We start from the raw sequence: 23,389 nt of genomic DNA, 5'->3' as shown, positions 1-23,389 counted from the left end.
AATGAATTTTTGGAACGACTTAGAAGGCAGCACGTTTTTCAATAAAATTTTTTCTTCTCCCGTACCCATTGGGACAATCGAACTGTTTTCGTTAGCCATAGACAACGACACGTCTACAATCGTATTTGAATTCGACATTGAGGAATACCCCGATGCGCCTCCACATAAATGGAAACAATCGGGCTTCAATACTTGCCGAATTGGACTTAACTGCAGCGCCCCCACAAACTTAACAATTACAAACATACCAACAAAAAACAAACTAGCCCTTCGAATATCTCAACAACAAAATACATTTACAGTTCACGCCTCAAACGATACATCGCTCATAAAGTTCGAGACCAAACACCTATTACTATGCGGCCCTTCAGCCTATCAAAACATAGCAGAGCAAATTTAGTATATTAACGACACCCCAAAAACACCCCATAAAAAAATGGAATACAAACGGCTCATCACGACGAGTTATTTGGAGAACGAAGTTAATATCGCAATCGAAAAAAAAACAACAACCCTAACAACCCCCAGTCCGAAGACCGGGGGCATTTATCAAGCGCTAGTTATTCCATCCACCCTCAAAAAACATTAATCGGATAATCCACAAACACCCGCAGCTCATTACCGCTGACGTTGTACTCGCTGGACTTCTGCGACACCCGCAGCACGGAACTGCGCAACCTGACGCTCAAGTCCTTGGCCGGGCCGCTCTGGACCACGTACTTGAACTGGTTGAAGATCTCGCGCTCGGTGCCGCCTTCGCTGGTGGAGGTGGTGATGTTATCGCCACGCACATAAGCGACGTTATAGCTCAGGCCCGGTACGCCGAAGGTGGTGAAGTCCAGGCCATAGCCCAACTGCCAGCTGCGTTCGTCTTCAGCGTTGAAGTCGGACCAGTAGGAGTTGGCCAGGTAGATCGTGTTGCCGCCATCACCCACCCGATTCTGCCCGCGCTGATAGCCGCCATAGGCATAACCCAGGTTGCTGTCGCCGGTGCTGCGCTGGTGGGCGAGCGTGAAGCTGTGCGGGCCCGTGGCGAAGGTGGCTGCCAGGCTCCAGATTTTGTTGTCGTCGCCCGTGACGTTGTTTTCACGCACATAGCTGTTGTCCAACTTGGTGCGATAACCGTTGAAATCCAGGGTCAGGGACTGATCCTTGGCCAGCGGGAACACATAGTTGGCGTTCACGTATTGCTTCTTCAATACATCCTCGACATCCGAGGCGTAGAGCGAAGCCTTGAACTGCTCGGTGAACTGATAGCTGCCGCCCAAGACGTTGATCGACTTCAGGCCACCGCTGTCGCGGCCTTCGGCGCTCTTGCGCGATTCGGCGGTGAAACGGCCGGCATTGAGTTCCAGGCCCTTGATCTCCTTGGAGGTGATCAGCGTGCCGGTGTAGCTTTCCGGCAGCAGGCGCGAGTTGTCATAGTTGAGCACCGGCAAGGCCGGCATCTGGTCGCCGTAGGCCAGCACGGTGTTGGAGACGCGGAACTTGACCGCTGCCCCGAACTTGGACAGGTCATCGGCTGCGTTACCGCTGTCGCCTTGCTTGAAGAAGTCGATGCCGCCCGCACCGCTGCGGCCTTTACCGCCGTCCAGTCGCAGCGCGTACAGGCCGAACGCATCCACACCTACACCCACGGTGCCCTGGGTGAAACCAGACGAAAAGGTAGCGATGGCCGCTTGGCCCCATTCGGCCTTGTCTTCGTTGCCATCTTTATAGTCGCGGTTGATATAAGCGTTGCGCAACAGCACTTTCAAGCTGCTGTCTTCAACGAACCCCTTGGACTGCGCCTGGTCATTGGCCATGGCGTGTGTCGTGCTCAATATCCCCAGTGCGATCAAACTAATGCGCTTGTTCAACATGTTTATTTTCCTTGTACGGGTTGATACGCACTGCGGCGGGCAACCGAAATGGCGCTTTTCGCGCTCTTTTTTCGGACTCTTGCTCCTGAAAATAATGAAAAGGCCCGCCCACGAGTGATCGTGTCGGGCCTTTTTATTATTTAAGAGTCATGGCTGTTAGCCACAGGCGTAGGACGAATCCTAGTCGCGCCCTCAACAGTGTGTCAATTTCGTGAATCGTCTGTAATTAGGCGAAAAACATCTAAGAATCGTTCAAAACAAACAGCCATCCCGACCGCAGACCGCCGAGGGCGTAGAGACCTGCGCCGGCAGGGTTTGCGTCAGCCATTGGGCGAATGCCTCGGGTTTGTCGAGCCAGGGGCCGATATCGAGCAGCGTGAACTGGCCGTCCTGCTCCAGGGCCAAGGTCGGGAAACCCTGGCCGCCGACTTGGGCCAGCAAGGTACGACTGGCCTTGATATGCCCCTGTACATCAACCGCGCGCAACGCCGCCAGGAACGCCTGGGCCGGCACGCCAATGGATTGAGCGAGCTCCAGCAGGACGGCTTCGTCAGCGATGCGCCGGCCCTCGACGTAGTGCGCGGTTTGCAGGCGCCCGAGCAGTTCCAGGCCGTGGCCGCCGAGCTGTTCGGCAGCGAGGATGGCGGCGGTCGGCGGCGCCGAATCGAACACGGCGCTGTGGTCACGCAGCAAACCTTCGAAATAGGCCTCGCCAAATGGCTGCCCGGAATATTCAGCGATGCGCCGGTCGTGGGGCATCACATAATTGCGCAGTTGCGGCGAGACCTGCTGGCGATTGGCACCGGTCATCATGCCTCCGCCATGGGCAATGACCGGCAAAACGGCCCGGGCGGCCTGCACCAACGGCTTGGCGCCGTAGCACCAGCCGCACAGTGGGTCGTAGATATAATGAAGAGTGGCCATGAGGACTCCGCTAACCATGGGGATTGGATGGCAGCAGGGTAGCCTTGAGAGCGCTGCGCAAAAACGCTGGAACGGTTTTCAGTGTGTTTCGTGGATCGGTCGAATGCCTCACTGAATTAAACACCGCCCCCTGTGGGAGCGAGCTTGCTCGCGATGGCAGTGTGTCAGTCAACAGCAGTGTTATTGATCCACCGCTATCGCGAGCAAGCTCGCACACAGTGACTTGTGTGGATTCGAAAGCCAGCGGACATAAAAAAAGCGCTGCCATCCCGGCCAGCGCCTTTATCAATCCGTCGAATTCTATCCTTGCATCACATCCCACAGCGCTTCCAGCTCCGCCTCGCTGAACAGGCCAGCGGGGTAACGCTCAACGATCATCCGGCGCGGATCAGGTTCCCTGATCTGACGCGTTCCATTGGACTTCAACCACTGCGCCAAGGCTTGAAGCGACTCACCATTAATGGCCAAGGGATGGCATGTGCGCTCGCTTGTCATATTCATTCCAGCGCCCTCTCCTGGTTGATGAGCGGCCAATTTATCCAAGGTTTATGACAAAACAACGCAGTTGCGCTCCTGAAACTGCTGGGATGCTGATACAAGAGCTATGCCAATGTATCCATGACAGCCATAAACAGGCACAAAAAAAGCCCACGACCCAACTGGGCCGCGGGCTTGCCAGGGTGGATCCAAAAACGCCGACTTGGAGCCGGAGCCGTCGATATCACCCTGCTGTTACATCGCCACTCATTTTGCCCGCGGTGCGGGTTGCTGTTGAGTAAGGCAATGGATATTACCGCCTCCCAGTAACAGTTCGCGCCCTGGCACCATGACCACTTCGTGTTGCGGGAACAGGTTCTGCAGGATGTCCCTGGCCGGTGCGTCCAGCGGATCGTCAAAACGTGGGGCAATGATGCCGCCGTTGACGATCAGGAAATTCACATAGGACCCGGCCAGGCGCACGGTTGGGTTGCGCTCTTGGGAACCTTCTACCGCATCGACGCCAGCGCATTCTTCCTCGGTGGCGTACAACGGCCCCGGAATTGGCATTTTGTGCACTGTGAACGGGCGTCCCTTGGCGTCAGTGCTGTTTTGCAGCACGTTCATTGCCGCGTGGCAGCGGGTGTAGTTCGGGTCTTGCGGGTCGTCGGTCCATGCAAGCAGGACTTCGCCCGGCCGCACGTAGCAGCAAAAGTTATCCACGTGGCCGTCGGTTTCGTCATTGAACAGCCCATCAGGCAGCCAGATGATCTTGTCCACTGCCAACTGCGCGCTGAGCACTGCCTCGATCTCTTCACGGCTCAAGTGCGGGTTGCGATTGCGGTTGAGCAGGCACTCTTCGGTGGTGATCAGGGTGCCTTCGCCATCCACATGGATCGAGCCGCCCTCAAGCACAAAACCTTCGGTGCGATAACGCGGGCTGCGCTCGATCTCGAGGATTTTGCCGGCCACTTGCGCATCACGGTTCCACGGCGCATACAGGCCACCGTCGAAACCGCCCCAGGCGTTGAAATCCCAATCGACACCACGCACTTCACCACTGTCGTTGATCACGAACGTGGGGCCGGTGTCGCGAACCCAGGCGTCGTCGCTGGACATTTCCACCAGGCGGATATTCGGCACGTCGAGACGCGCCCGGGCATTTTCGTATTGGGCCGCAGACACCGCCACGGTCACCGGTTCAAAACGGGCGATGGCCTTGGCGACCGCGACGTGGGCGGCCTGCGCGGGCTTGCCGCCCAGGCGCCAGTTGTCCGGACGCTCGGGCCAGATCATCCAGACCTGGGTCTGGGTCGCCCACTCGGCAGGCATATGGAAACCATCCGCGCGGGGAGTGCTGTGCAACGTTGTCATGGGTCATCTCCTGGGCGACGGGCAAGTGGCAACCTTATAAACGATAAATATCGACTAATAAAGTACAAAAAATCGCGACCAATCAAAAAGCATCTTAAAACACCGACAAAAATCGATCTTATGACGAAAAAACCTGTGGGGAACACAGCTTTACAGCCTGCATTCCAGATCGATTACAGCCCCTCGTCCAGTACCTTCATCAGCATGTCGACGAAGAAATCCACGCTCTGGCGCGTGGTGACCATCGGCGGTTTGATCTTGAGGATGTTCAGGTAATCGCCGGTCGGTTGCATGAATATCCCCAACGCGCGCAGGCGATTGCACAGCGCCGTGGTTTCTTCGGTGGCCGGCTCCAACGTGTCGCGGTCGCGGATCAGTTCCACACCCAGGTAGAACCCCGAGCCATGCACCGCACCGACCAATGGATAGCGGTCGATCAAGGCCTCCAGCCGAGCCTTGAAATGCCCACCCACCACCCGGGCGTTTTCCCAGAGATTTTCTTCTTCCATGACATCCAGCACCGCCATGCCGATCTGGCAACTGACCGGGCTGCCTCCGGCCGACGAGAAGAAGTAGCCCTCGGCTTCCAGCGCCTCGGCGATTTCCCGGCGGGTGATGACCGCGCCCAACGGCTGGCCGTTACCCATGCCCTTGGCCATGGTGATGATGTCCGGCACCACGCCTTGCTCTTCGAAGCCCCAGAAAAACTCGCCCATGCGCCCGTAACCGACCTGTACTTCGTCGGCGATGCAGACCCCACCACGCTCGCGCACCATCGCGTAGACCCGTTTCAGGTAACCGGGCGGCAGCGCGATCCCCCCCGCGTTGCCGTACACCGGTTCGCAGATGAAACCGGCGAGCTGGCGCTTGTTCTTGGCGATTTTCGCCAGGTTATGTTCGACGCTGCGCACGTAGTCCGGCGCAGTGTGGAGGCCACGGAATTCGCCGCGATAGGTGTTTGGGGCGGTCACTGGATGCACCCAGTCCGGGCGACTGCTCAGGGCCTGGGGGTTGTCGGCAATGGACGTCGAGACCGCATCGGCCGCCACCGACCAGCCGTGATAGGCCTCCAATACACTGAGCATGTCCCGCCCGCCGCTGTAGGCCCAGGCCAGGCGGATCGCCAGGTCGTTGGCCTCGGTGCCGCTGTTGACCAGGAACACCCGGTCCATGCTGGACGGCGACAATGCCAGCAGACGTTCGGAGAATTCGGCAACCGCCGCATAGTGGAAACGCGAGTTGGTATTGAGCAGCGACCACTGCCGGGCAGCCACTGCCGCCATACGTGGATGGCCGTGGCCCAGCACGGCGACATTGTTGAGCATGTCCAGGTACGAGCGGCCCTGCATGTCGATCAGGTGGTTGCGCCAGCCACGCTCGATGCGCGGCGGGTCGACGTAGTAGTGCTTTTGCGAACGGGCAAAGCTCGCATCGCGACGGGCCAGCAGCACGTCGGGATCGATCTCCGGCTCGGCATCGCAAGCCAGCCCCAGCAGCACCGCCGGCGAAGGGCAAAGCGCCTGCCAGGCCGGTGCCCTGGAGGGCGTGCAGAACAGCGGCGGATTCACCTGGGCACCCCGGCACAACTGGACCCGCAACGGCCCCGTCACTTCGCCCAGCACCTGCCCCTTGACCAGTGCCGCGCCAGAATGCAGCGGCGAGGTCACACCCCACAGCCGCACGCTCAACTGGGTACTGTCCAGCTGTAATAAGCCCTCGGCGGTCTTGTGCACGACCCCCGCGAAAGGGGATTCGAGCGGCGTCCCCAGCGGAACGCTCAACTCCACGTGCAGTGGATAAGTATCGGGTTCGACGGCACTGTCCGGCCGAGTGCGGGATAACCGGTACTGCCCGTAGCGGCTGGCGGCCAGGCCATGAACGCCGGCGGCCTCGCTCAGCAAGCGCTGGTCGATCCCCTGCTGCTCCCAATTGCCAGCCTCGAAATGCGGGCTCAGCACCCCCAGGTCAATCAGCGCGAACTCACGCCCCACCAAGGTCGGCAACAGCGGCGCAAAGCCTTCGCTGGCAATCGGCGGCAGGCTTTGGTCGACGACGCTAAGAATCGCCGCTTCCATCAGTTCGAGGGGCACCGAGTGGGCGACCCGGAAAATCTCCCATTCATGCGCCAGGTTGTCGCGGCTGTATTGGTTGTCCGGGTCGATGGAGACCTGCTGCTCACCGCTGAGCACCAGTACCGCGGCGCGCGCCACGATCAGTGGCCACAGCGCCAACAGTTCTTCGCGTTGCAAGGGGTTGACTGTGTGGTAGGCCTTGATCGCCGGCAAGATGAAGAATGGATCGCCGTCGGCGTGGTGCAGCAGGGCCGCGCACGTCACCGACAAGTCAGTGACGCGCCAGGTGCGGATCAGGTCGCCGAAATCGATGACGCCCTGCAATTTCCATTGGCGCTGGGCATCGCGCTGCCAGACCACGTTGTCGTCGGTGATGTCCATGTGGATCGCCTGCACCGGCAGGCTGGCCTTGAGCGGCTGCAAGCGCCGCTCGGCCTGTTGCGCGACCTCGGCGATCAGTTGCCGCCGCTGATCGTCGTCGATGACAGGCAACAGGTGATCGACCAGGGCGGGAGCGTGGCGCGCGTCCCATTGCAGGGTACGCTCCAGGCCTGGGTGGTCGAATGTCGCCAGGGCCAGGTCCATTTCCGCGCACAGGCGGCCCAGGCCGGTCACCAACTCAGGCGGCAGGTGTTTGAGCTGCGTGAGGGACTGGCCGTCGATGTACTCCAGCAGTCGCATGTGAACCGCTTGCCCGTCGACGTCCAATGTCAGCAGGTCCTGGCCGTTGTTGGCCGCAATCACCCGCGGCACTTTCACCGCGCCGTGCCCGGCCAACTGCTTGAGGGCAGCGTGTTGGGCCTGGAGCTCCTGGACAGCGTAGTCGCCATGGCAAATTTTCAGCACAAAGCGCCCGCGCTCGCTGTCGACGCGGTAGTTGAGGTCCTGGTGGCTGCCGAGGGGTCGCAGGTCACCGCTGAGTCCGTAATTCAAGCGCAACAGCACCAACGCCTGCTCGGCGCTGATCTGTGGGCTTGGCAAACTGGCACGGTGAACCAACGTAGTGAGTGGCATACAACGACCCCTGAGGTGGTTTTGTTCGGATGACTATCTCGCCACTGAGTCGTGGGATAAGCAACCCCTCTTTAATTGGGCACGATGCTCCTCTCGCCACAGGTTTATTCCGATGCTAATTGCTTTCCTTCAAACATCTCGCTTGCACCGCCTCCCACCATGCCGACAAGCTATGCTCCTAAAGCTCTGTCGTCTCATGGAAAAAGGCTTACCCGGATGCGCATTCTCATCACTGGCGGTGCCGGCTTCATCGGCTCGGCCCTCATACGGCACTTGATTCTTGATACCGGACACCAGGTCCTGAACCTCGATAAGCTGACCTATGCTGGCAATCTCGAATCGCTGAGCTGCATCGATCACGACAGCCGCTACGAATTCGTCCAGGCCGATATCGTCGATCAACCCACCGTCGGTGCAGTGCTGGCGCGATTCAAGCCTGACGCCATCATGCATCTGGCAGCCGAGTCCCATGTAGACCGTTCCATTGATGGCCCGGCGGATTTCATCCAGACCAATATCGTGGGCACCTACAGCCTGCTGGAAGCCACTCGATCTTATTGGCAGGCCCTGCCCGAGCCACAGAAGCACGCGTTTCGCTTCCACCACATTTCCACCGACGAAGTGTATGGCGACCTGCACGGCGTGGATGACTTGTTCACCGAGACCACCGCCTATGCCCCAAGCTCACCGTATTCGGCGAGCAAGGCGGCGTCCGACCACCTGGTCCGCGCCTGGCAACGCACCTATGGCTTGCCCGTGCTGTTGACTAACTGCTCGAACAACTACGGGCCGTTTCACTTCCCCGAGAAACTCATTCCACTGGTGATCCTCAACGCACTGGCCGGTAAGCCCTTGCCGGTCTACGGCAACGGCCAGCAAGTGCGCGACTGGCTGTTCGTCGAAGACCATGCCCGTGCGCTGCTCAAGGTCGTCACAGAAGGCGCGGTCGGCGAGACATACAACATTGGCGGCCACAACGAGCAGAAAAACATCGACGTGGTGCGCAGCATCTGCGCGCTGCTCGAGGAACTGGCGCCACGCAAACCCGAAGGGGTCGAGCACTATGCCGACCTGATCAGCTTCGTCCAGGACCGCCCAGGCCACGACCTGCGCTACGCCATCGACGCCAGCAAGATCGAACGGGAACTGGGCTGGACCCCCCGGGAAACCTTCGAGACCGGGCTGCGCAAGACCGTGCAGTGGTACCTCGAGAACCTGCTGTGGTGCCAGCGTGTCCAGGACGGCAGCTATCAGGGCGAGCGCCTCGGCTCGCTCGACAACAAGGATGCGATTGCATGATGAAGGGCATTGTTCTGGCCGGCGGTTCCGGCACACGCTTGCACCCGATTACTCTTGGGGTTTCCAAGCAACTCCTGCCGGTTTATGACAAGCCGATGATCTATTACCCGATCTCGGTGCTGATGCTCGCCGGCATCAAGGACATATTGGTGATCTCCACCCCGCAGGATCTGCCGCAATACCGCAATTTGCTCGGCGACGGCCAACAGTTCGGCGTGCAGTTCAGCTACGCCGAGCAGCCGACGCCCGATGGCCTGGCCCAGGCGTTCCTGATCGGCGAACAGTTCATTGGCAGCGACTCGGTGTGCCTGATCCTGGGCGACAACATTTTCCACGGCCAGCATTTTGGCGAACAATTGCAGACCGCCGTCAACCGGCAGAGTGGCGCGACGGTGTTCGGCTACTGGGTCAAGGACCCTGAGCGTTTTGGCGTGATCGACTTCGATTCAGAAGGACGAGCGATGTCCATCGAAGAAAAACCCACCGCGCCCAAATCCAGCTACGCGGTGACCGGCCTGTATTTCTACGATAACGACGTGATCAAGATCGCCAAGGCTATCAAGCCCTCCAAGCGCGGCGAACTGGAAATCACCGACGTCAACAATGCCTACCTGCAACGCGGCGACCTGCACGTCGAGCGCTTCGGTCGTGGTTTCGCCTGGCTGGACACCGGCACTCACGACAGCCTGCTGGAAGCCTCGCAATACGTGCAGACCATCGAACATCGCCAAGGCCTGAAAGTGGCGTGCCTGGAAGAAATTGCCTACCAGCAAGGTTGGGTCAGCCGCGAGCACGTCCTTGAACGCGCCCAGTATTTTGGCAAGACCGGCTACGGCCAGTACTTGTTCAATATCGCCGGAGAAACACGATGAACGTCATCGCCACTCGCCTGCCGGATGTGCTGGTCATCGAACCGAAAGTCTTTGGCGACGACCGCGGTTTTTTCTACGAAAGCTTCAATGCCCGGGCGTTTGCCGAAGCGACCGGCTGCACCCTGCAGTTCGTCCAGGACAACCATTCACGCTCCACCAGGGGCGTGCTGCGGGGCCTGCACTATCAGATCGAACAGGCCCAGGGAAAACTCGTGCGCGTCACGGCGGGGGAAGTGCTGGATGTCGCGGTGGACATCCGCCGCAGCTCGCCGACCTTCGGCCAATGGACCAGCGTACGCCTGTCGGCGCAGAACCACCGGCAGATGTGGGTCCCGCCAGGGTTTGCCCACGGTTTCGTCGTACTGAGCGAATCAGCGGACTTCCTTTACAAGACCACTGATTACTACGCCCCGTCGGCCGAACGCTGCATCCGCTGGGACGACCCGCAGTTGGCCATCGATTGGGAGCTCGAAGGCGCGCCGGTCCTCTCGGCCAAAGACCAGAATGGCAAGCCCCTGCATGAGGCAGACCTGTTCCCATGAGTACCCCGTTGCGCATCCTGATCATCGGCCAGAATGGCCAGGTTTCCCGGGCACTCCAATCACGCCTGAGCGGCCTGGGCGAGTTGATCGTACGCGGCAGCGACCAGCTCGATCTGGCACAACCGGATTCCCTGCGCGCCCCCATCGAGGCGTTGAGGCCCGGTCTGATCATCAATGCCGCCGCCCACACGGCCGTCGACCAGGCCGAAAGTGAACCGGAGCGGGCGTTCGCCATCAATGCCACGGCACCGGGCATCCTGGCCCAGGCAGCGGTTGCGCTAGGCGTCCCGTTGATTCATTACTCCACCGATTACGTCTTCGATGGCCTCAAGCCCACCCCCTACACCGAGGACGACACGCCCAACCCGCTGAGTGTCTACGGACGCAGCAAACTGGCCGGCGAGAATGCCATCCGCCAGGCTGGCGGCCAGCACCTGATTCTGCGCACCAGTTGGGTGTACTCCACCGAGGGCCGCAACTTCCTGTTGACCATGCAGCGCCTGTTGCAGGAAAAACCGCAGCTGCGGGTGGTTGCCGACCAGATTGGCGCACCGACCTGGGCCGGCACCATTGCCGACAGCACCGCGCAACTGATTGAGCGCTGGCAGGCCGGCCAACCCGGCGCGTGGGGCACCTATCACCTGACAGCCCGGGGCGAGACGTCCTGGTTCGGTTTCGCCCAGGCCATCGGCGAAGACCTGCTCGTTCGACACAAGCCGTGCGCGCTGCTTGAGCCCATTGCATCCAGCGCCTACCCGACGCCGGCCCCTCGGCCGCTGAACTCGCGCCTGGATTGCAGCCGCCTGCTCAAGGCGTGGGGGGTGAGCCAACCTGATTGGCGAAATGCATTGCAGCAGTGCCTTGCCGGACAAATCTAGTACTGCCTTACAAATAGTATTTGTGAGGCGGCGCTGGGCATAATACGCCTGTCACCACAGGCGCCTCATGCTCATGAATTCCACCCTTCCTCGCAGACCCCGATGGCGCAGCCTGGCCTTGCTCGCGTTGTGCCTGGCGCCGTTGCTGTGGCCGTTGGAGCACCTGGCCGAACGTTATTACCGCAGCGAGCTGGCCGGGCAGAACCGCCAGACCCTGGACCTCTACGTCGCCAACCTGCTGGGCACGCTGCACCGCTATGAGGTGCTGCCACAGATTCTCGGCGACCTGCCGGCCTTGCGCGCCGCCTTGTCGGCCCCGGACGATGGCGTGACCCAAGGCAATGCCAACCGGCTGCTGAAAAACATCAGCGCCCAGACCGGCGCCGAAGTCATGTACCTGATGGACCCTTCCGGCAAGACCTTGGCCGCGTCGAACTGGGACAAACACGACAGTTTCGTCGGACGCAATTTCGCCTTCCGGCCGTACTTCATCGAAGCCATGGCCGGACGCCTGGGCCGCTTCTTCGGCCTGGGCACGACGTCGGCCAAGCGCGGTTATTTCTTTGCTGCCGCCGTGCACGAGCGCGAAAAAGTCATCGGCGTGCTGGTGGTCAAGGTCGACCTCGACCACACCGAAAGCTTGTGGGGCAAGACCCCGGAACAGTTGCTGGTGGCCGACCACAATGGCGTGGTCATTCTCACGTCGCGCCAGGAATGGCGATTTCGCGCAACCCGGCCGCTCAGTGACGACGAGCGCAAGGCCATCAGCGCGGTACAACCGTATCCGACCCGCGATCCCAAGCCGCTGAACCTGGACGCCAACGCCTGGCTGCCCCAGACCCAGTCCATCGAGGAAACCGGCTGGAGCGTGAGCATTCTCGCCCCGCGCACGCTGATTGATCGTCCGGTGCGCACCGTGGTCGCCATCGGCGGCGCGGCGTTACTGGTCTTGATGCTGTTGCTCGGGTTGATGATGCAACGCCGGCGCCATTACCTGGATCGGATCGCCTTCGAAGCCAAGGCCCGCCAAGAGCTGGAGGGCCGGGTGGCGGAGCGTACCAGTGACCTGCAAGGGCTGAACCGACGGTTGAAGCAGGAAGTACTGGAGCGTGAGCAGGCCCAGCAGGAGTTGGTCCGCGCCCAGGATGACCTGGTGCAGGCCGGCAAGCTGTCGGCCCTGGGCACCATGTCGGCGAGCATCAGCCACGAACTCAACCAACCGCTGGCAGCGATTCGCAGCTACGCGGAAAACGCCGAGATTCTACTCGACCACCAACGCACCGAAGACGCCCGGGGCAACCTCAAGCTGATCAGCGAATTGACCGGGCGCATGGCCTCGATCATCGCCCATCTGCGCGCCTTCGCCCGCCGCGACCGACATGCGCCGGAAAGCGTCGCTTTGCAGCCGGCGCTGGACGATGCCCTGGCGCTGCTCGCCAAGCGCCGGCGCAGCATGGAAGTGGAACTGATCCGCGATTTGCCGGCCGCCACACTGTGGGTCGAGGCCGGCGAAACCCGCTTGCGCCAAGTGCTCGGCAACCTGCTGGCCAATGCCCTCGATGCCCTCACCGAAAAAGGCCCGCCGCGCAAACTCTGGCTAAGTGCCCAGGCCACCGAAACCGGCGTCAACCTGTACATCCGCGATAACGGCCCGGGGTTTTGCATGGAAGCCCTGGGCCGCGCCGGCGAGCCCTTCTACACCACCAAGACCCGCACCCAAGGCCTTGGCCTGGGGCTGGCGATCTGCGACACCCTGATGCGCGCCTTTGGCGGTGAACTGTCATTCGCCAACCACAAGGAAGGCGGCGCCCTGATTACCCTGAAGCTACGTGCCGGCGCCCCTGGGGTGAGCCTGCAACCGTCCGAGGACCGAAGTGCATGACCATCGACAACCGGATTGAGGTGGTGCTGATCGACGACGATCCCCATTTGCGTCAGGCCTTGAGCCAGACCCTCGACCTGGCCGGCCTGAAAACGCTGACCCTGGCCGAAGCCAAGGGCGTGGCCGGGCAACTGCCCCGCGACTGGCCAGGGGTGGTGGTCAGTGATATTCGCATGCCAGGCATGGATGGCCTCGAACTGCTGGGCGAGCTCCACGCCCAGGACCCGGAGCTGCCGGTGCTGCTGATCACCGGCCACGGCGACGTGCCGCTGGCCGTGCAGGCGATGCGTGCCGGAGCCTATGACTTCCTGGAAAAGCCCTTCGCCAGCGATCATCTGCTCGACACCGTGCGCCGGGCCCTGGCCTTGCGCCGACTGGTGCTGGACAACCGCAGCCTGCGCCTGGCCCTGAGCGATCGCCATGAACTCAGCGCCCGCCTGGTCGGCCAATCGGCACCGATATTGCGCCTGCGCGAGCAAATCGGCGCACTGGCCGCCACCCGCGCCGACGTGCTGATCCTCGGTGAAACCGGTGCCGGCAAGGAAGTGGTCGCCCGCGCACTGCACGATCTTTCAGGCCGACGCAACGGCCCCTTCGTGGCGATCAACGCCGGAGCCCTGGCCGAATCCGTAGTGGAAAGCGAGCTGTTCGGCCACGAACCCGGCGCTTTTACCGGTGCGCAAAAACGCCGTATCGGCAAGTTCGAATTCGCTAACGGCGGCACTCTGTTTCTGGATGAAATCGAAAGCATGAGCCTGGATGTCCAGGTCAAGCTGCTGCGTCTGCTGCAAGAACGCATGGTGGAGCGGCTGGGGGGCAATCAACAGATCCCGCTGGATATCCGCGTGATCGCCGCCACCAAGGAAGACCTGCGCCAGGCCGCCGACCAGGGGCGCTTTCGCGCCGACCTGTATTACCGCCTGAACGTCGCGCCGCTGCGCATACCGCCGTTGCGCGAACGGGGTGAGGATGCGCTGATGCTGTTCCAGCACTTCGCCGACGAAGCCAGCACTCGCCACGGCCTGCCGCCCCATGAATTGCAGCCGGCACAACGGGCGCTGCTGCTGCGCCACAGTTGGCCGGGCAATGTGCGGGAACTGCAGAACGCCGCTGAACGCTTTGCCCTGGGCCTGGAACTGGCCCTGGACAACAACGCGCCCGACGGCAGCCCCAGCGCACCGGTGGAATTGGTCAGCGGCGGCTTGAGCGAGCAGGTGGAAAACTTCGAGAAAACCCTGATCGCCGCCGAATTGGCCCGTCCCCACAGCTCGGTACGCAGCCTGGCCGAAGCCCTGGGCATCCCACGCAAGACCTTGCATGACAAGTTACGCAAGCATGGGCTGAACTTCGGCGACAGCAGCCATGGCTCGGCCGATGAGTCCGATTGAGTTATCGTCATTTCCCTTTCAAGCAGAAGGCCCCGCAATGAACCGCGATTGTCGTTACCTGGAATCGATCCTGCACCACGACATCCCCTTGACCCGGGACATGGGCCTCAAGGTGCTCGATTGGCAGGCCCGGCAACTGCGCCTGTCCTTGCCGCTTGCGGCCAACGTCAATCACAAGAGCACCATGTTCGGTGGCAGCTTGTATTGCGGCGCGGTGCTCGGCGGCTGGGGATGGCTGCACCTGGCCCTGCGCGAGGAAGGCATCGTAGACGGACATATCGTGATTCAGGAAGGGCAGATCAGCTATCCGCTGCCGGTAACCGGCGATGCGACCGTCGTCTGCGAAGCGCCGGACGAAAAGGTCTGGAAGCGCTTCCTGGCCACCTACCGGCGTTACGGACGGGCGCGGCTGGCGTTGCAGACGCAGGTCATGAATATCGGGAGCGAGGACGTGGCGGTGCAGTTTGAGGGGCAGTACGTGTTGCACCGCTAAAACACCGCCGGCCCCTGTGGCGAGGTATCGCTGTGTGGGAGCAAGGCTTGCCCGCGATGGAAGCGCCGCGGTCTTTCAGCGATCGAGGCGCCTGTATCGCGAGCAAGCTTTGCTCCCACAATCACCTCGCCACAAAGGATCGAGCCGGTATCAAGAGCGAGCAAGCTCCAACAACTTTGCGCGCCACGCCGCTTTCGCCGGCAACGCCAGGAACGACGTATTCAACAGCGACTCGCGCGGTGGATAACAGAACGGCTCGCCCCTCAAGTCCAGTACCTCACCACCCGCGCCTTCCAAGACACCCTGTGCGGCAGCGGTGTCCCACTGGGAGGTCGGCGCCAGCCGTGGATAACAATCCGCCGCGCCTTCGGCCACCAGGCAAAACTTCAACGAACTGCCAATACTGGTCAGTTGCAGCTCACCCAGGCTCCCGCTCAAGCCACTCAGCAGGCGTTCCTGCTCCGGGCTGGTGTGTCGGCGACTGGCAACCACGGTGAAGGCTTCACCGGGCGCCAGTGTGTCACGAACCGCGATCGGCAAAGGCTCGCCCCCCTTGTCGCCACGCCAGGCGCCCAGTCCCGCTCCGCCGACATAAAAACGCCCATTGGTGGGCATCGACACCACGCCGAACACCACACGGCCCTGCTCCACCAACGCGATGTTGACGGTGAACTCCTCGCTGCCGGAAATGAATTCCTTGGTGCCATCCAGCGGGTCTACCAGCCACCAGCGTTGCCAGCCGGCGCGCACGCTTTGGGCAATATCGGCGTCTTCTTCGGAGAGGATCGCAATATCCGGGGCCAGCGCCTTCAGCCCGGCCACGATCACATCATGAGCGGCCATGTCTGCGGCGGTCACCGGCGACTCGTCGGCCTTGTGGTTGACCTGCACGTTGGCGCGCCAGAACGGCAGGATCGCTTCACCAGCCTTGAGCGCCAGCTCGACTACAGGGGCCATCAACGGATGAGGGAAAGTCATGACAGGAACGCTCCACGCTGGGTCAGCAGGTCACGGGCCAGGTACAGCGCCGCCAAGGCCCGCCCCTCCGTGAACTGCGGGTTCTGTGCCAAGGCCGACAGCTCACGCAGGTTGACCTTGTCCACGCGCATCGGCTCGGGCTCGTCACCCTCCAGCCGTTCTTCATATAGATCGGTCGCCAATACCACCTGGATCTTCTGGCTCATGTAGCCGGGGGACAACGACAGTTCGGTCAGGTGTTCCAACTGACGCGCACCAAAACCGGCCTCTTCCTTGAGCTCCCGCTCGGCCGCCGCCAGCACGTCTTCACCTGGCTCGATCAAACCCTTGGGCAGGGACAGTTCGTAAGCGTCGGTGCCACCACAATACTCTTCCACCAACACCGCATGGTCGGCGTCGAGCATCGCCACGATCATCACCGCGCCGTAGCCCGCCCCCTTGCTCGCCAGACGTTCATAGGTGCGCTCCACACCGTTGGAAAACCGCAATTTCAGTTCTTCCACGCAAAACAGGCGGCTGGTAGCGACGATCTGGCGATCGAGTATGGTGGGTTTCTGGCGCATAAACGGCTCCCTGGGCGATAGCGGGCTACTATACCCGGCCTATTCTGATTGTTTGTGTCGGATATCCGATTACCGCTGGAGAAGTTTTATGGTTTTGCTGCCCTGGCATGAGATCGATACGGTTCTGCTGGACATGGACGGCACCCTGCTGGACCTGCATTACGACAACCATTTCTGGCTGGAACACCTGCCCCAGCGCTACGCCGAACTGCATGGCGTGAGCCGGGCGATGGCCGAGATGGAGTTGCAGCCGCTGTTCGAGCGCAACGCTGGCCAGTTGCAATGGTATTGCCTGGATTTCTGGAGCACCGAGCTGAAACTGCCGGTGCGCGAACTGAAGTTGGAAACCGCCCACCTGATCGCCTTGCGCCCGGACGCCGACACATTCCTGGCGGCGATCCAGCGGGCCGGCAAACGCGTGGTGATGATCACCAACGCCCACCGCGATTCATTGTCCCTGAAGTTGGAACGCATCGAACTGGCCCCGTACTTCGAGCGTTTGATCAGTTCCCACGACTACGGTTTCCCCAAGGAAAACCTGCAGTTCTGGGACGCGCTGCAAGCCGACTTGAATTTCGACCCGGCCCGCAGCCTGTTCATCGACGACACCCTGGCGGTGTTGCGCAGCGCCCGGGACTTCGGCGTGGCGCACTTACTGGCCGTCAGCGAGCCAGATAGCCGCAAAGGGCCGAAGGACACGGGGGAGTTTGAGGCGCTGGGGGATTATCGGGACTTGATTGCCGGGCTTTGACAGGACCAGTGTGGCGAGGGAGTCCGCGTCGCCGACGCTGCGCTGTCGCGCAGGGAACAGGTCTTGTGGCGAGGGAATTTATCCCCGTTGGGCTGCGCAGCGGCCCCCAACCAGACAACTCGGTGTGCCAGTAAGATCGAGGTCGTTGCTTTTGGGGCTGCTGCGCAGCCCAGCGGGGATAAATCCCCTCGCCACACGGGAATAGCGGTCCAACTGAGTCACATTGCAGCTTGTTGAAAAGTACTTTAAAAACATGGGGTTGCACTTTGTTCCATGAGAGCTTGCTCCCGCTCGGCTGCGCAGCAGACGCATTGGGGCCGCTTCGCAGCCCAGCGGGAGCAAGCTCCCTCGCCACAGGGATCGGATTACTCGGGAATACGCAACACCTGCCCCGGATAAATCTTGTCCGGGTGCGACAGCATCGGCTTGTTGGCCTCGAAGATCTTGTTGTACTTGTTCGCGTCGCCGTACTCGGCCTTGGAGATGGCGCTGAGTGTGTCGCCCTTCTTCACCGTCACGAAACGCGCCGCCTGTGCCACAGGGCCCGTCACCGTGATCTGATCGTCGACACTGCCAACACCGGCGATATTACCCACCGCCAACAGGATCTTTTCCTTCTCTTCCTGACTGGCTACTTCACCGGTGACGATGACTTTGTCGCGGTCGATGGTCGCATGGACATTCGGATTACCCAGGCCAACCTTTTTAATATGCGTTTTCAGTTGTTCGCTGGCATTGGCATTGCCGGGGGTCAGCAGGTCGATCAGCTTTTCACCGGCTTCCTTCACAAAACTAAAGATACTCATGGCACACGCTCCTTGATTTAAGTGTCCAGACGCAAAGACTAGACCAGGCGAGACGAACCCGGTTCCCAACCGACCAATGACCCCGCCACGCGCAAGCGCTAGAATCCCAACCTTCCTGCGCCCTGGAGCGAAGATGGACATCAAGCAGCTGAAATTTCTCATCGCGCTGGACGAAACCCGTCACTTCGGCCAGGCCGCCGCACGCTGCCATATCACCCAGCCGACCTTGTCGATGCGCCTGCGCAGCCTTGAAGAAGAACTCGACCTGCCGCTGGTCAACCGCGGCCAGCGCTTTGAAGGTTTCACCGCGCCGGGGGAACGGGTGCTGGCCTGGGCGCGCACGGTGCTGGCGGCCTATGACGGGCTGCAGGCCGAAGCGGCGGCCTGTCGTGGCAACCTGGTGGGTACGCTGCGCCTGGGCGTGGTGCCGTTGTCGGATTTCGACCCCCTGGCCATGATGCAGCGTTTACATGCCGAGCACCCCAGCCTGCGTTTCGAATTGTCGTCCCTGAGCTCCGAACGCATCCTTGAACAGCTGGCCAACAACCGTATCGACCTGGGTGTCTCCTACCTGGAACGCCTGGACAACGAACGCTTCGAAGCCCTGCCCTTCAGCCACACCCGCATGGGCCTGCTCTACGATCAGCGCTTTTTCTTCTTCGGCGAACAACCGCTGAGCTGGGAAGCGCTGATCGAACTGCCCCTGGGCATGCTCACCAGCGGCATGCACTTTCGCCAATCCATCGACCACAACTTCCACAGCCGAGGCCTAACGCCTCAACCGCTGTTGCAAACCGACGCGGTGCATCAATTGTTACAAGCTGTGCACGGCGGGCTGTGTTGCGCGGTGATGCCCCTGGACAGCGGCCTGGATGTGCTGACCGAAGACTTGCGCATCCAGCCCATCGAAAGCGCGCAGACGTTGGTCCCGCTGGGCCTGATCATGCGGCGCGGCGCCCCACGTTCGGCCTTGGCAGAGGCCTGTTTTGCCCTTTACCAGAAATCATCGACGACTTCTTGATCGACGTCATCTATTGAGAGATCAGTAATAGCGATTAGACGTGGCAGATTGCCGCATTTAGTCTTAACACTATTCCTACTTTCAGTGATGCCTATGAACGACAAGCCTCCGGTCAGTCCAGCGCCAGCGATGGAAACATCCGCGCCGGCCGCCAGCCAGAGCTATCGCTACTGCAATCTGGACCACTCCCGATCGGACAGCACCGCGCTGGCCGAGGAAGTGGCGCTGGCGATTGCCTATAACGGCATCAGCCAGGCGGTCATGCTGGTCACCCCCAGCGATCTTGAAGACTTCATCGTCGGCTTCAGCCTCGGCAGCGGCATCATCGAAGATTCATCGGACATCTATGACCTGCAACTGAGCGGCACGGGAGCGGCGCACCATGCCGAGGTGACCATCGCCAATCGCGCCTTCTGGAACCTCAAGCAGCAACGTCGGCAATTGACGGGCACCAGTGGCTGCGGGTTGTGCGGCGTGGAAGCGGTGGAACAAGCACTGCCAAACCTCAAGGTGCTGCCCGGCGCACCGCTGCCACCGGCCCAATGGCTCGATGGCCTGCGTGACCGTATCAGCCAGTTCCAGCCCCTGGGCCAATACTGCGGCGCAGTCCACGCCGCGTTGTTCATGAACGCCCAAGGCGAATTGCTGCTGGGTCGCGAAGACATTGGCCGGCACAACGCCCTCGACAAGCTGATCGGCGCGTTGATCCGGCAGCAGATCCCGGTGGCCGGCGGCGTGGCGATCGTCACCAGCCGTTGCAGCCTCGAACTGATCCAGAAAGTCCTGCGGGCCGGCATCCAGACCCTGGTCAGCCTGTCGTCGCCCACGGGCCTCGCGGTGCAATGGGCCCGCCGACACAACCTCAACCTCATCCACCTGCCGCAAAAAAGTGCGCCGCGGGTCTACAGCCCTGCGATGGAGAAACAAGCGTGAGCAATCATCAACAAGCCGACCAGAAACCCGTACCGCGCTACAAGCCCTACAAGGGCCCGGCCGGTGGCTGGGGAGCACTGATCAGCGTCGCTCAGGCCTGGTTGACCAGCGACAATGCGCTGAAAAATATCCGCATGATGCTCAAGACCAACCAGAATGGCGGTTTTGACTGCCCAGGCTGTGCCTGGGGTGACTCGCCGGAAAGCGGCATGGTCAAGTTCTGCGAGAACGGCGCCAAAGCCGTGAACTGGGAAGCCACCAAGCGCCGCGTCGATGGTGCATTTTTCGCCAAGCACAGCGTGAGCTCGCTGCTGGAGCAGAGCGATTACTGGCTCGAGTACCAGGGTCGCCTGACCGAGCCCATGCGCTACGACGCCGAGACCGACCGCTACAAACCCATCAGTTGGGAAGCGGCGTTTGACCTGATCGGCAAGCACCTGCAAGGGCTGTCCAACCCGAACCAGGCCGAGTTCTACACCTCGGGCCGGGCCAGCAACGAAGCGGCCTACTTGTATCAACTGTTCGTGCGCGCCTATGGCACCAACAACTTCCCCGACTGCTCGAACATGTGCCACGAGGCCAGCGGCGTAGCGCTGTCCCAAAGCGTGGGTGTGGGCAAGGGCACGGTGACCTTCGACGATTTCGAACATGCCGACGCGATTTTCGTCTGGGGCCAGAACCCCGGGACCAACCATCCACGGATGCTCGAACCACTGCGCGAGGCGGTGAAACGCGGCGCCCAAGTGGTCTGCATCAACCCGCTCAAGGAGCGTGGCCTGGAGCGCTTCCAGCATCCGCAGAACCCGATCGAAATGCTCACCAACGGCAACAAGCCGACCAACACCGCCTATTTCCGCCCTGCCCTGGGTGGCGACATGGCGATATTGCGCGGCATGGCGAAGTTCCTGCTGCAGTGGGAGCGCGAAGCGCAGAACAGCGGCGCTGCGGCGGTGTTCGACCACGCATTCCTCAATGAGCACAGCACCAACGTGCTGGATTACCTGGCGGCGGTCGACGACACGCCGTGGGAACAGATCGTCGAGCAATCGGGCATGCCCCTGGTCGACATCGAACAAGCGGCGCGCATGTACGCCAAAAGCGAGAACGTGATCATGTGCTGGGCGATGGGGATCACCCAGCACCGTCATTCGGTGGCGACCATCCAGGAAATCGCCAACGTGATGATGCTGCGCGGCAACATCGGCCGGCCAGGCGCAGGCCTGTGCCCGGTACGCGGGCACAGCAACGTCCAGGGCGACCGGACCATGGGCATCAACGAGCGTCCGCCAGAGGCGTTCCTCGACTCGCTGGAGCGGCGTTTCCAATTCAAGGTACCGCGTGAAAACGGCCACAACGTGGTCGAGGCGATCCACGCCATGGCCGACGGTCAGGCGAAGGTATTCATCGCCCTGGGCGGCAACTTCGCCCAAGCCACGCCGGACAGCCATCGTACGTTCCAGGCTTTGGCCAATTGCGACCTGACGGTGCAGATCAGCACCAAGCTCAACCGCAGCCATCTGGCCCACGGCAAGCAAGCGCTGATCCTGCCGTGCCTGGGCCGCACCGACATCGACCTGCAAACCGATGGAGCTCAAGCGGTGACCGTGGAAGACTCCTTCAGCATGGTGCATGCCTCCATGGGCCAGTTGCAGCCGCTGTCGAACCAGATGCGCTCCGAACCGTGGATCATCGCCGGCATCGCCGCCGCCACGCTGGGTAGCCGTCCGGTGGACTGGAACTGGCTGGTGGCCGACTACAGTCGCATCCGCGACCTGATCGCCGACACCGTACCCGGCTTCAAGGACTTCAACGAAAAGCTGAAGAACCCCGGCGGGTTCTATCTGGGCAATAGCGCCGGTTCGCGGCGCTGGAACACCCCGTCGGGCCGCGCCAACTTCAAGCCCAACCGGTTGCCGACCGACCTTGTGCATGAACGCACCCGGGCCACCGGCCAGTTGCCCGACCTGATCATGCAGTCCATGCGCTCCCACGATCAGTACAACACCACCATCTATGGCCTCGATGACCGCTATCGCGGTGTGAAGGGCCAGCGTGATGTGTTGTTTGTCAACGAAGCGGACATCATTCGCCTGGGCTTCAAGCCGGGGCAGAAAGCCGACATCGTCTCACTCTGGGATGACGGGCGCGAACGGCGGGTCAAGAGCTTTACCCTGCTGGCATTCGACATCCCTGCCGGGCAGGCTGCGGCCTATTACCCAGAAGTGAACCCGCTGGTGCCATTGGAAAGCACGGGCGACGGCAGCCACACTCCAACATCGAAGTTCGTCGCGATCCGTCTGGAAGCGGCGAGCGAGAATGGATTGATCCTGGCCAAATCGGCCTGACACAGCCTTTCGGATCATGATGGCCCTGTGGCGAGGGGATTTATCCCCGCTGGGGCGCGAAGCGGCCCCTAAAACAATCGACTTGGTTATGCTGGCATACCGAGTTATCAGGTTTAGGGCCGCTCCGCGCCCCAGCGGGGATAAATCCCCTCGCCACAAAGTACTTTCCAGCTCGCACAAAAAAGGCCGTTTTCCATAGAAAACGGCCTGTCCGAAGTAGCTAAAGACCAACCGTTTTGCCTGAAGTTCCCCGTCAAAAACAATAACTTAGCGAATTGTGCACAAGTCGTGTTACTCGTCGGATTTCGATTGTAACCAAGCGAAGCCAGCCTCAGGATCGCGCCGTCATCCCTTTGAGGCTCCTCTATGAAGTTCTCCTCCATTCTCTTGTTGTCCCTTAGCCTGGCCAGTGGCATCGCTTCTGCCGGTGGTACTGCCGAAGCAGGTGTGGGCGGCGCATTGGGCGGGGTTTTGGGTTCGGTCGTCGGCCAGTCCCTGGGCGGCAACACCGGTTCCACTATCGGCGCGGCGCTGGGCGGCGCAGGCGGCAGTGCAGTCGGCGCAGACAAACACAGCCGCGGCGAAGCGGCGATCGGCGGCGCGCTGGGCGCAGCCGGCGGTAACGTGGTCGGCCGTAGCGTCGGCGGCACCACTGGCAGCCTGATCGGTGCGGCAGCGGGCGGCGGCGCGGGTGGCGCCCTGGGTAACTACATGGGCAAGGATGATGACGATGATCGTCATTATGACGGCCGCCGTGGCGATCGCCGCTACTACCGTGACGGCCATCCAGGTCGTGGCCATGCCTACGGACATCGCAAAAAACATCATCGCTACTACCGCGATTAACGGCTGGCTGATAAACCGCCGTTGAAGATCGCAGCCCCCGGCAGCTTTAGAGCTGACAGGGGCTGCGAT

General features: G+C 61.3%; 21 protein-coding genes. 13 read left to right on the top strand and 8 right to left on the bottom strand.

All coding sequences use genetic code 11. The annotated features are described in order from the left end of the window. Position 1 precedes the first annotated feature (1 nt). Entirely contained in the window at positions 2–400 is a 399-nt protein-coding gene (locus tag GFU70_RS01715; protein ID WP_081264474.1) for an Imm50 family immunity protein, read from the top strand. 175 nt (positions 401–575) lie between these two features. On the opposite strand, the gene GFU70_RS01710 is transcribed toward GFU70_RS01715, so the two are convergent. From GFU70_RS01710 to GFU70_RS01690, 5 genes are all read right to left on the bottom strand, one after another. Next, positions 576–1,862 (bottom strand): OprD family porin, encoded by a 1,287-nt coding sequence (locus tag GFU70_RS01710; protein ID WP_153387507.1) that lies wholly within the window; start codon positions 1,860–1,862, stop codon positions 576–578. Between the two features lie 252 nt (positions 1,863–2,114). Beyond that, a complete protein-coding gene (locus GFU70_RS01705) occupies positions 2,115–2,786 on the bottom strand; it encodes a DsbA family protein (protein WP_058544975.1) in 672 nt (223 codons plus the stop codon). Between the two features lie 300 nt (positions 2,787–3,086). After that, a complete protein-coding gene (locus tag GFU70_RS01700) occupies positions 3,087–3,287 on the bottom strand; it encodes a hypothetical protein (RefSeq protein ID WP_058544974.1) in 201 nt (66 codons plus the stop codon). Positions 3,288–3,530: 243 nt separating this feature from the next. After that, positions 3,531–4,637 carry an agmatine deiminase gene (gene aguA / locus GFU70_RS01695; RefSeq protein WP_058544973.1) on the bottom strand — a complete coding sequence of 369 codons (1,107 nt, stop codon included), beginning with the start codon at positions 4,635–4,637 and terminating at the stop codon, positions 3,531–3,533. A 173-nt stretch (positions 4,638–4,810) separates the two neighbouring features. Then, complete coding sequence (locus GFU70_RS01690; protein ID WP_116643385.1) at positions 4,811–7,723, bottom strand: aminotransferase; 2,913 nt, start codon at positions 7,721–7,723, stop codon at positions 4,811–4,813. Positions 7,724–7,939: 216 nt separating this feature from the next. Between GFU70_RS01690 and rfbB the strand changes: the two genes are divergently transcribed. The 7 genes from rfbB (at position 7,940) to GFU70_RS01655 (ending at position 15,077) form a co-directional block, all read left to right on the top strand. Beyond that, positions 7,940–9,022 carry a dTDP-glucose 4,6-dehydratase gene (gene rfbB / locus GFU70_RS01685; protein WP_153387506.1) on the top strand — a complete coding sequence of 361 codons (1,083 nt, stop codon included), beginning with the start codon at positions 7,940–7,942 and terminating at the stop codon, positions 9,020–9,022. Continuing rightward, complete coding sequence (gene rfbA, locus GFU70_RS01680; RefSeq protein ID WP_116643386.1) at positions 9,019–9,894, top strand: glucose-1-phosphate thymidylyltransferase RfbA; 876 nt, start codon at positions 9,019–9,021, stop codon at positions 9,892–9,894. Before rfbB ends, rfbA begins: the two co-directional genes overlap by 4 nt. Then, positions 9,891–10,436 carry a dTDP-4-dehydrorhamnose 3,5-epimerase gene (gene rfbC / locus GFU70_RS01675; protein ID WP_116643387.1) on the top strand — a complete coding sequence of 182 codons (546 nt, stop codon included), beginning with the start codon at positions 9,891–9,893 and terminating at the stop codon, positions 10,434–10,436. Before rfbA ends, rfbC begins: the two co-directional genes overlap by 4 nt. Beyond that, complete coding sequence (gene rfbD, locus GFU70_RS01670) at positions 10,433–11,314, top strand: dTDP-4-dehydrorhamnose reductase (RefSeq protein ID WP_153387505.1); 882 nt, start codon at positions 10,433–10,435, stop codon at positions 11,312–11,314. The genes rfbC and rfbD overlap by 4 nt, the downstream gene beginning before the upstream one ends. Before the next feature lie 73 nt (positions 11,315–11,387). Further along, positions 11,388–13,196 carry a sensor histidine kinase gene (locus tag GFU70_RS01665; protein ID WP_058544990.1) on the top strand — a complete coding sequence of 603 codons (1,809 nt, stop codon included), beginning with the start codon at positions 11,388–11,390 and terminating at the stop codon, positions 13,194–13,196. Beyond that, positions 13,193–14,584: a sigma-54-dependent transcriptional regulator gene (locus GFU70_RS01660; RefSeq protein ID WP_058544967.1), complete on the top strand. Its 1,392-nt coding sequence runs from the start codon at positions 13,193–13,195 to the stop codon at positions 14,582–14,584. Before GFU70_RS01665 ends, GFU70_RS01660 begins: the two co-directional genes overlap by 4 nt. A gap of 37 nt (positions 14,585–14,621) precedes the next feature. Continuing rightward, positions 14,622–15,077: a YiiD C-terminal domain-containing protein gene (locus tag GFU70_RS01655; RefSeq protein WP_058544966.1), complete on the top strand. Its 456-nt coding sequence runs from the start codon at positions 14,622–14,624 to the stop codon at positions 15,075–15,077. Between the two features lie 150 nt (positions 15,078–15,227). Here the strand turns inward: GFU70_RS01655 and cysQ are convergent, their stop codons facing one another. Together cysQ and nudE are read right to left on the bottom strand one after the other, a co-directional pair. Continuing rightward, positions 15,228–16,055 carry a 3'(2'),5'-bisphosphate nucleotidase CysQ gene (gene cysQ / locus GFU70_RS01650; protein ID WP_153387504.1) on the bottom strand — a complete coding sequence of 276 codons (828 nt, stop codon included), beginning with the start codon at positions 16,053–16,055 and terminating at the stop codon, positions 15,228–15,230. Continuing rightward, entirely contained in the window at positions 16,052–16,618 is a 567-nt protein-coding gene (nudE, locus tag GFU70_RS01645) for an ADP compounds hydrolase NudE (RefSeq protein WP_003196729.1), read from the bottom strand. The genes cysQ and nudE overlap by 4 nt, the downstream gene beginning before the upstream one ends. 88 nt (positions 16,619–16,706) lie before the next feature. Between nudE and yrfG the strand changes: the two genes are divergently transcribed. Further along, entirely contained in the window at positions 16,707–17,369 is a 663-nt protein-coding gene (yrfG, locus tag GFU70_RS01640; RefSeq protein WP_153387503.1) for a GMP/IMP nucleotidase, read from the top strand. A 365-nt stretch (positions 17,370–17,734) separates the two neighbouring features. Here yrfG and lysM read toward each other — a convergent pair whose 3' ends face one another. Next, the gene (gene lysM / locus GFU70_RS01635; protein WP_153387502.1) at positions 17,735–18,175 is read right to left on the bottom strand and encodes a peptidoglycan-binding protein LysM; all 441 of its coding nucleotides are present in this window, start codon (positions 18,173–18,175) and stop codon (positions 17,735–17,737) included. Positions 18,176–18,308: 133 nt separating this feature from the next. Between lysM and GFU70_RS01630 the strand changes: the two genes are divergently transcribed. The 4 genes from GFU70_RS01630 to GFU70_RS01615 all read left to right on the top strand — a co-directional run bounded on the left by GFU70_RS01630 (position 18,309) and on the right by GFU70_RS01615 (position 23,320). After that, the gene (locus GFU70_RS01630) at positions 18,309–19,196 is read left to right on the top strand and encodes a LysR family transcriptional regulator (RefSeq protein WP_058544962.1); all 888 of its coding nucleotides are present in this window, start codon (positions 18,309–18,311) and stop codon (positions 19,194–19,196) included. A gap of 93 nt (positions 19,197–19,289) precedes the next feature. Beyond that, on the top strand, positions 19,290–20,129 hold the full coding sequence (gene fdhD / locus GFU70_RS01625; protein WP_058544961.1) for a formate dehydrogenase accessory sulfurtransferase FdhD: 840 nt from the start codon (positions 19,290–19,292) through the stop codon (positions 20,127–20,129). Then, on the top strand, positions 20,126–22,474 hold the full coding sequence (locus GFU70_RS01620; protein ID WP_116643392.1) for an FdhF/YdeP family oxidoreductase: 2,349 nt from the start codon (positions 20,126–20,128) through the stop codon (positions 22,472–22,474). The genes fdhD and GFU70_RS01620 overlap by 4 nt, the downstream gene beginning before the upstream one ends. Positions 22,475–22,840: 366 nt before the next feature. Further along, positions 22,841–23,320, top strand: a complete 480-nt coding sequence (locus tag GFU70_RS01615) for a glycine zipper domain-containing protein (protein WP_058544959.1) — start codon at positions 22,841–22,843, stop codon at positions 23,318–23,320. The last annotated feature ends 69 nt before the right edge of the window (positions 23,321–23,389 follow it).

It is taken from the genome of Pseudomonas brassicacearum, from assembly GCF_009601685.2.
In the GTDB taxonomy this organism is placed as follows: Bacteria; Pseudomonadota; Gammaproteobacteria; order Pseudomonadales; family Pseudomonadaceae; genus Aquipseudomonas; species Aquipseudomonas kilonensis_B.
Note: the sequence above shows the minus strand (reverse complement) of the source record. Positions and strands in the feature narration are given on the sequence as shown.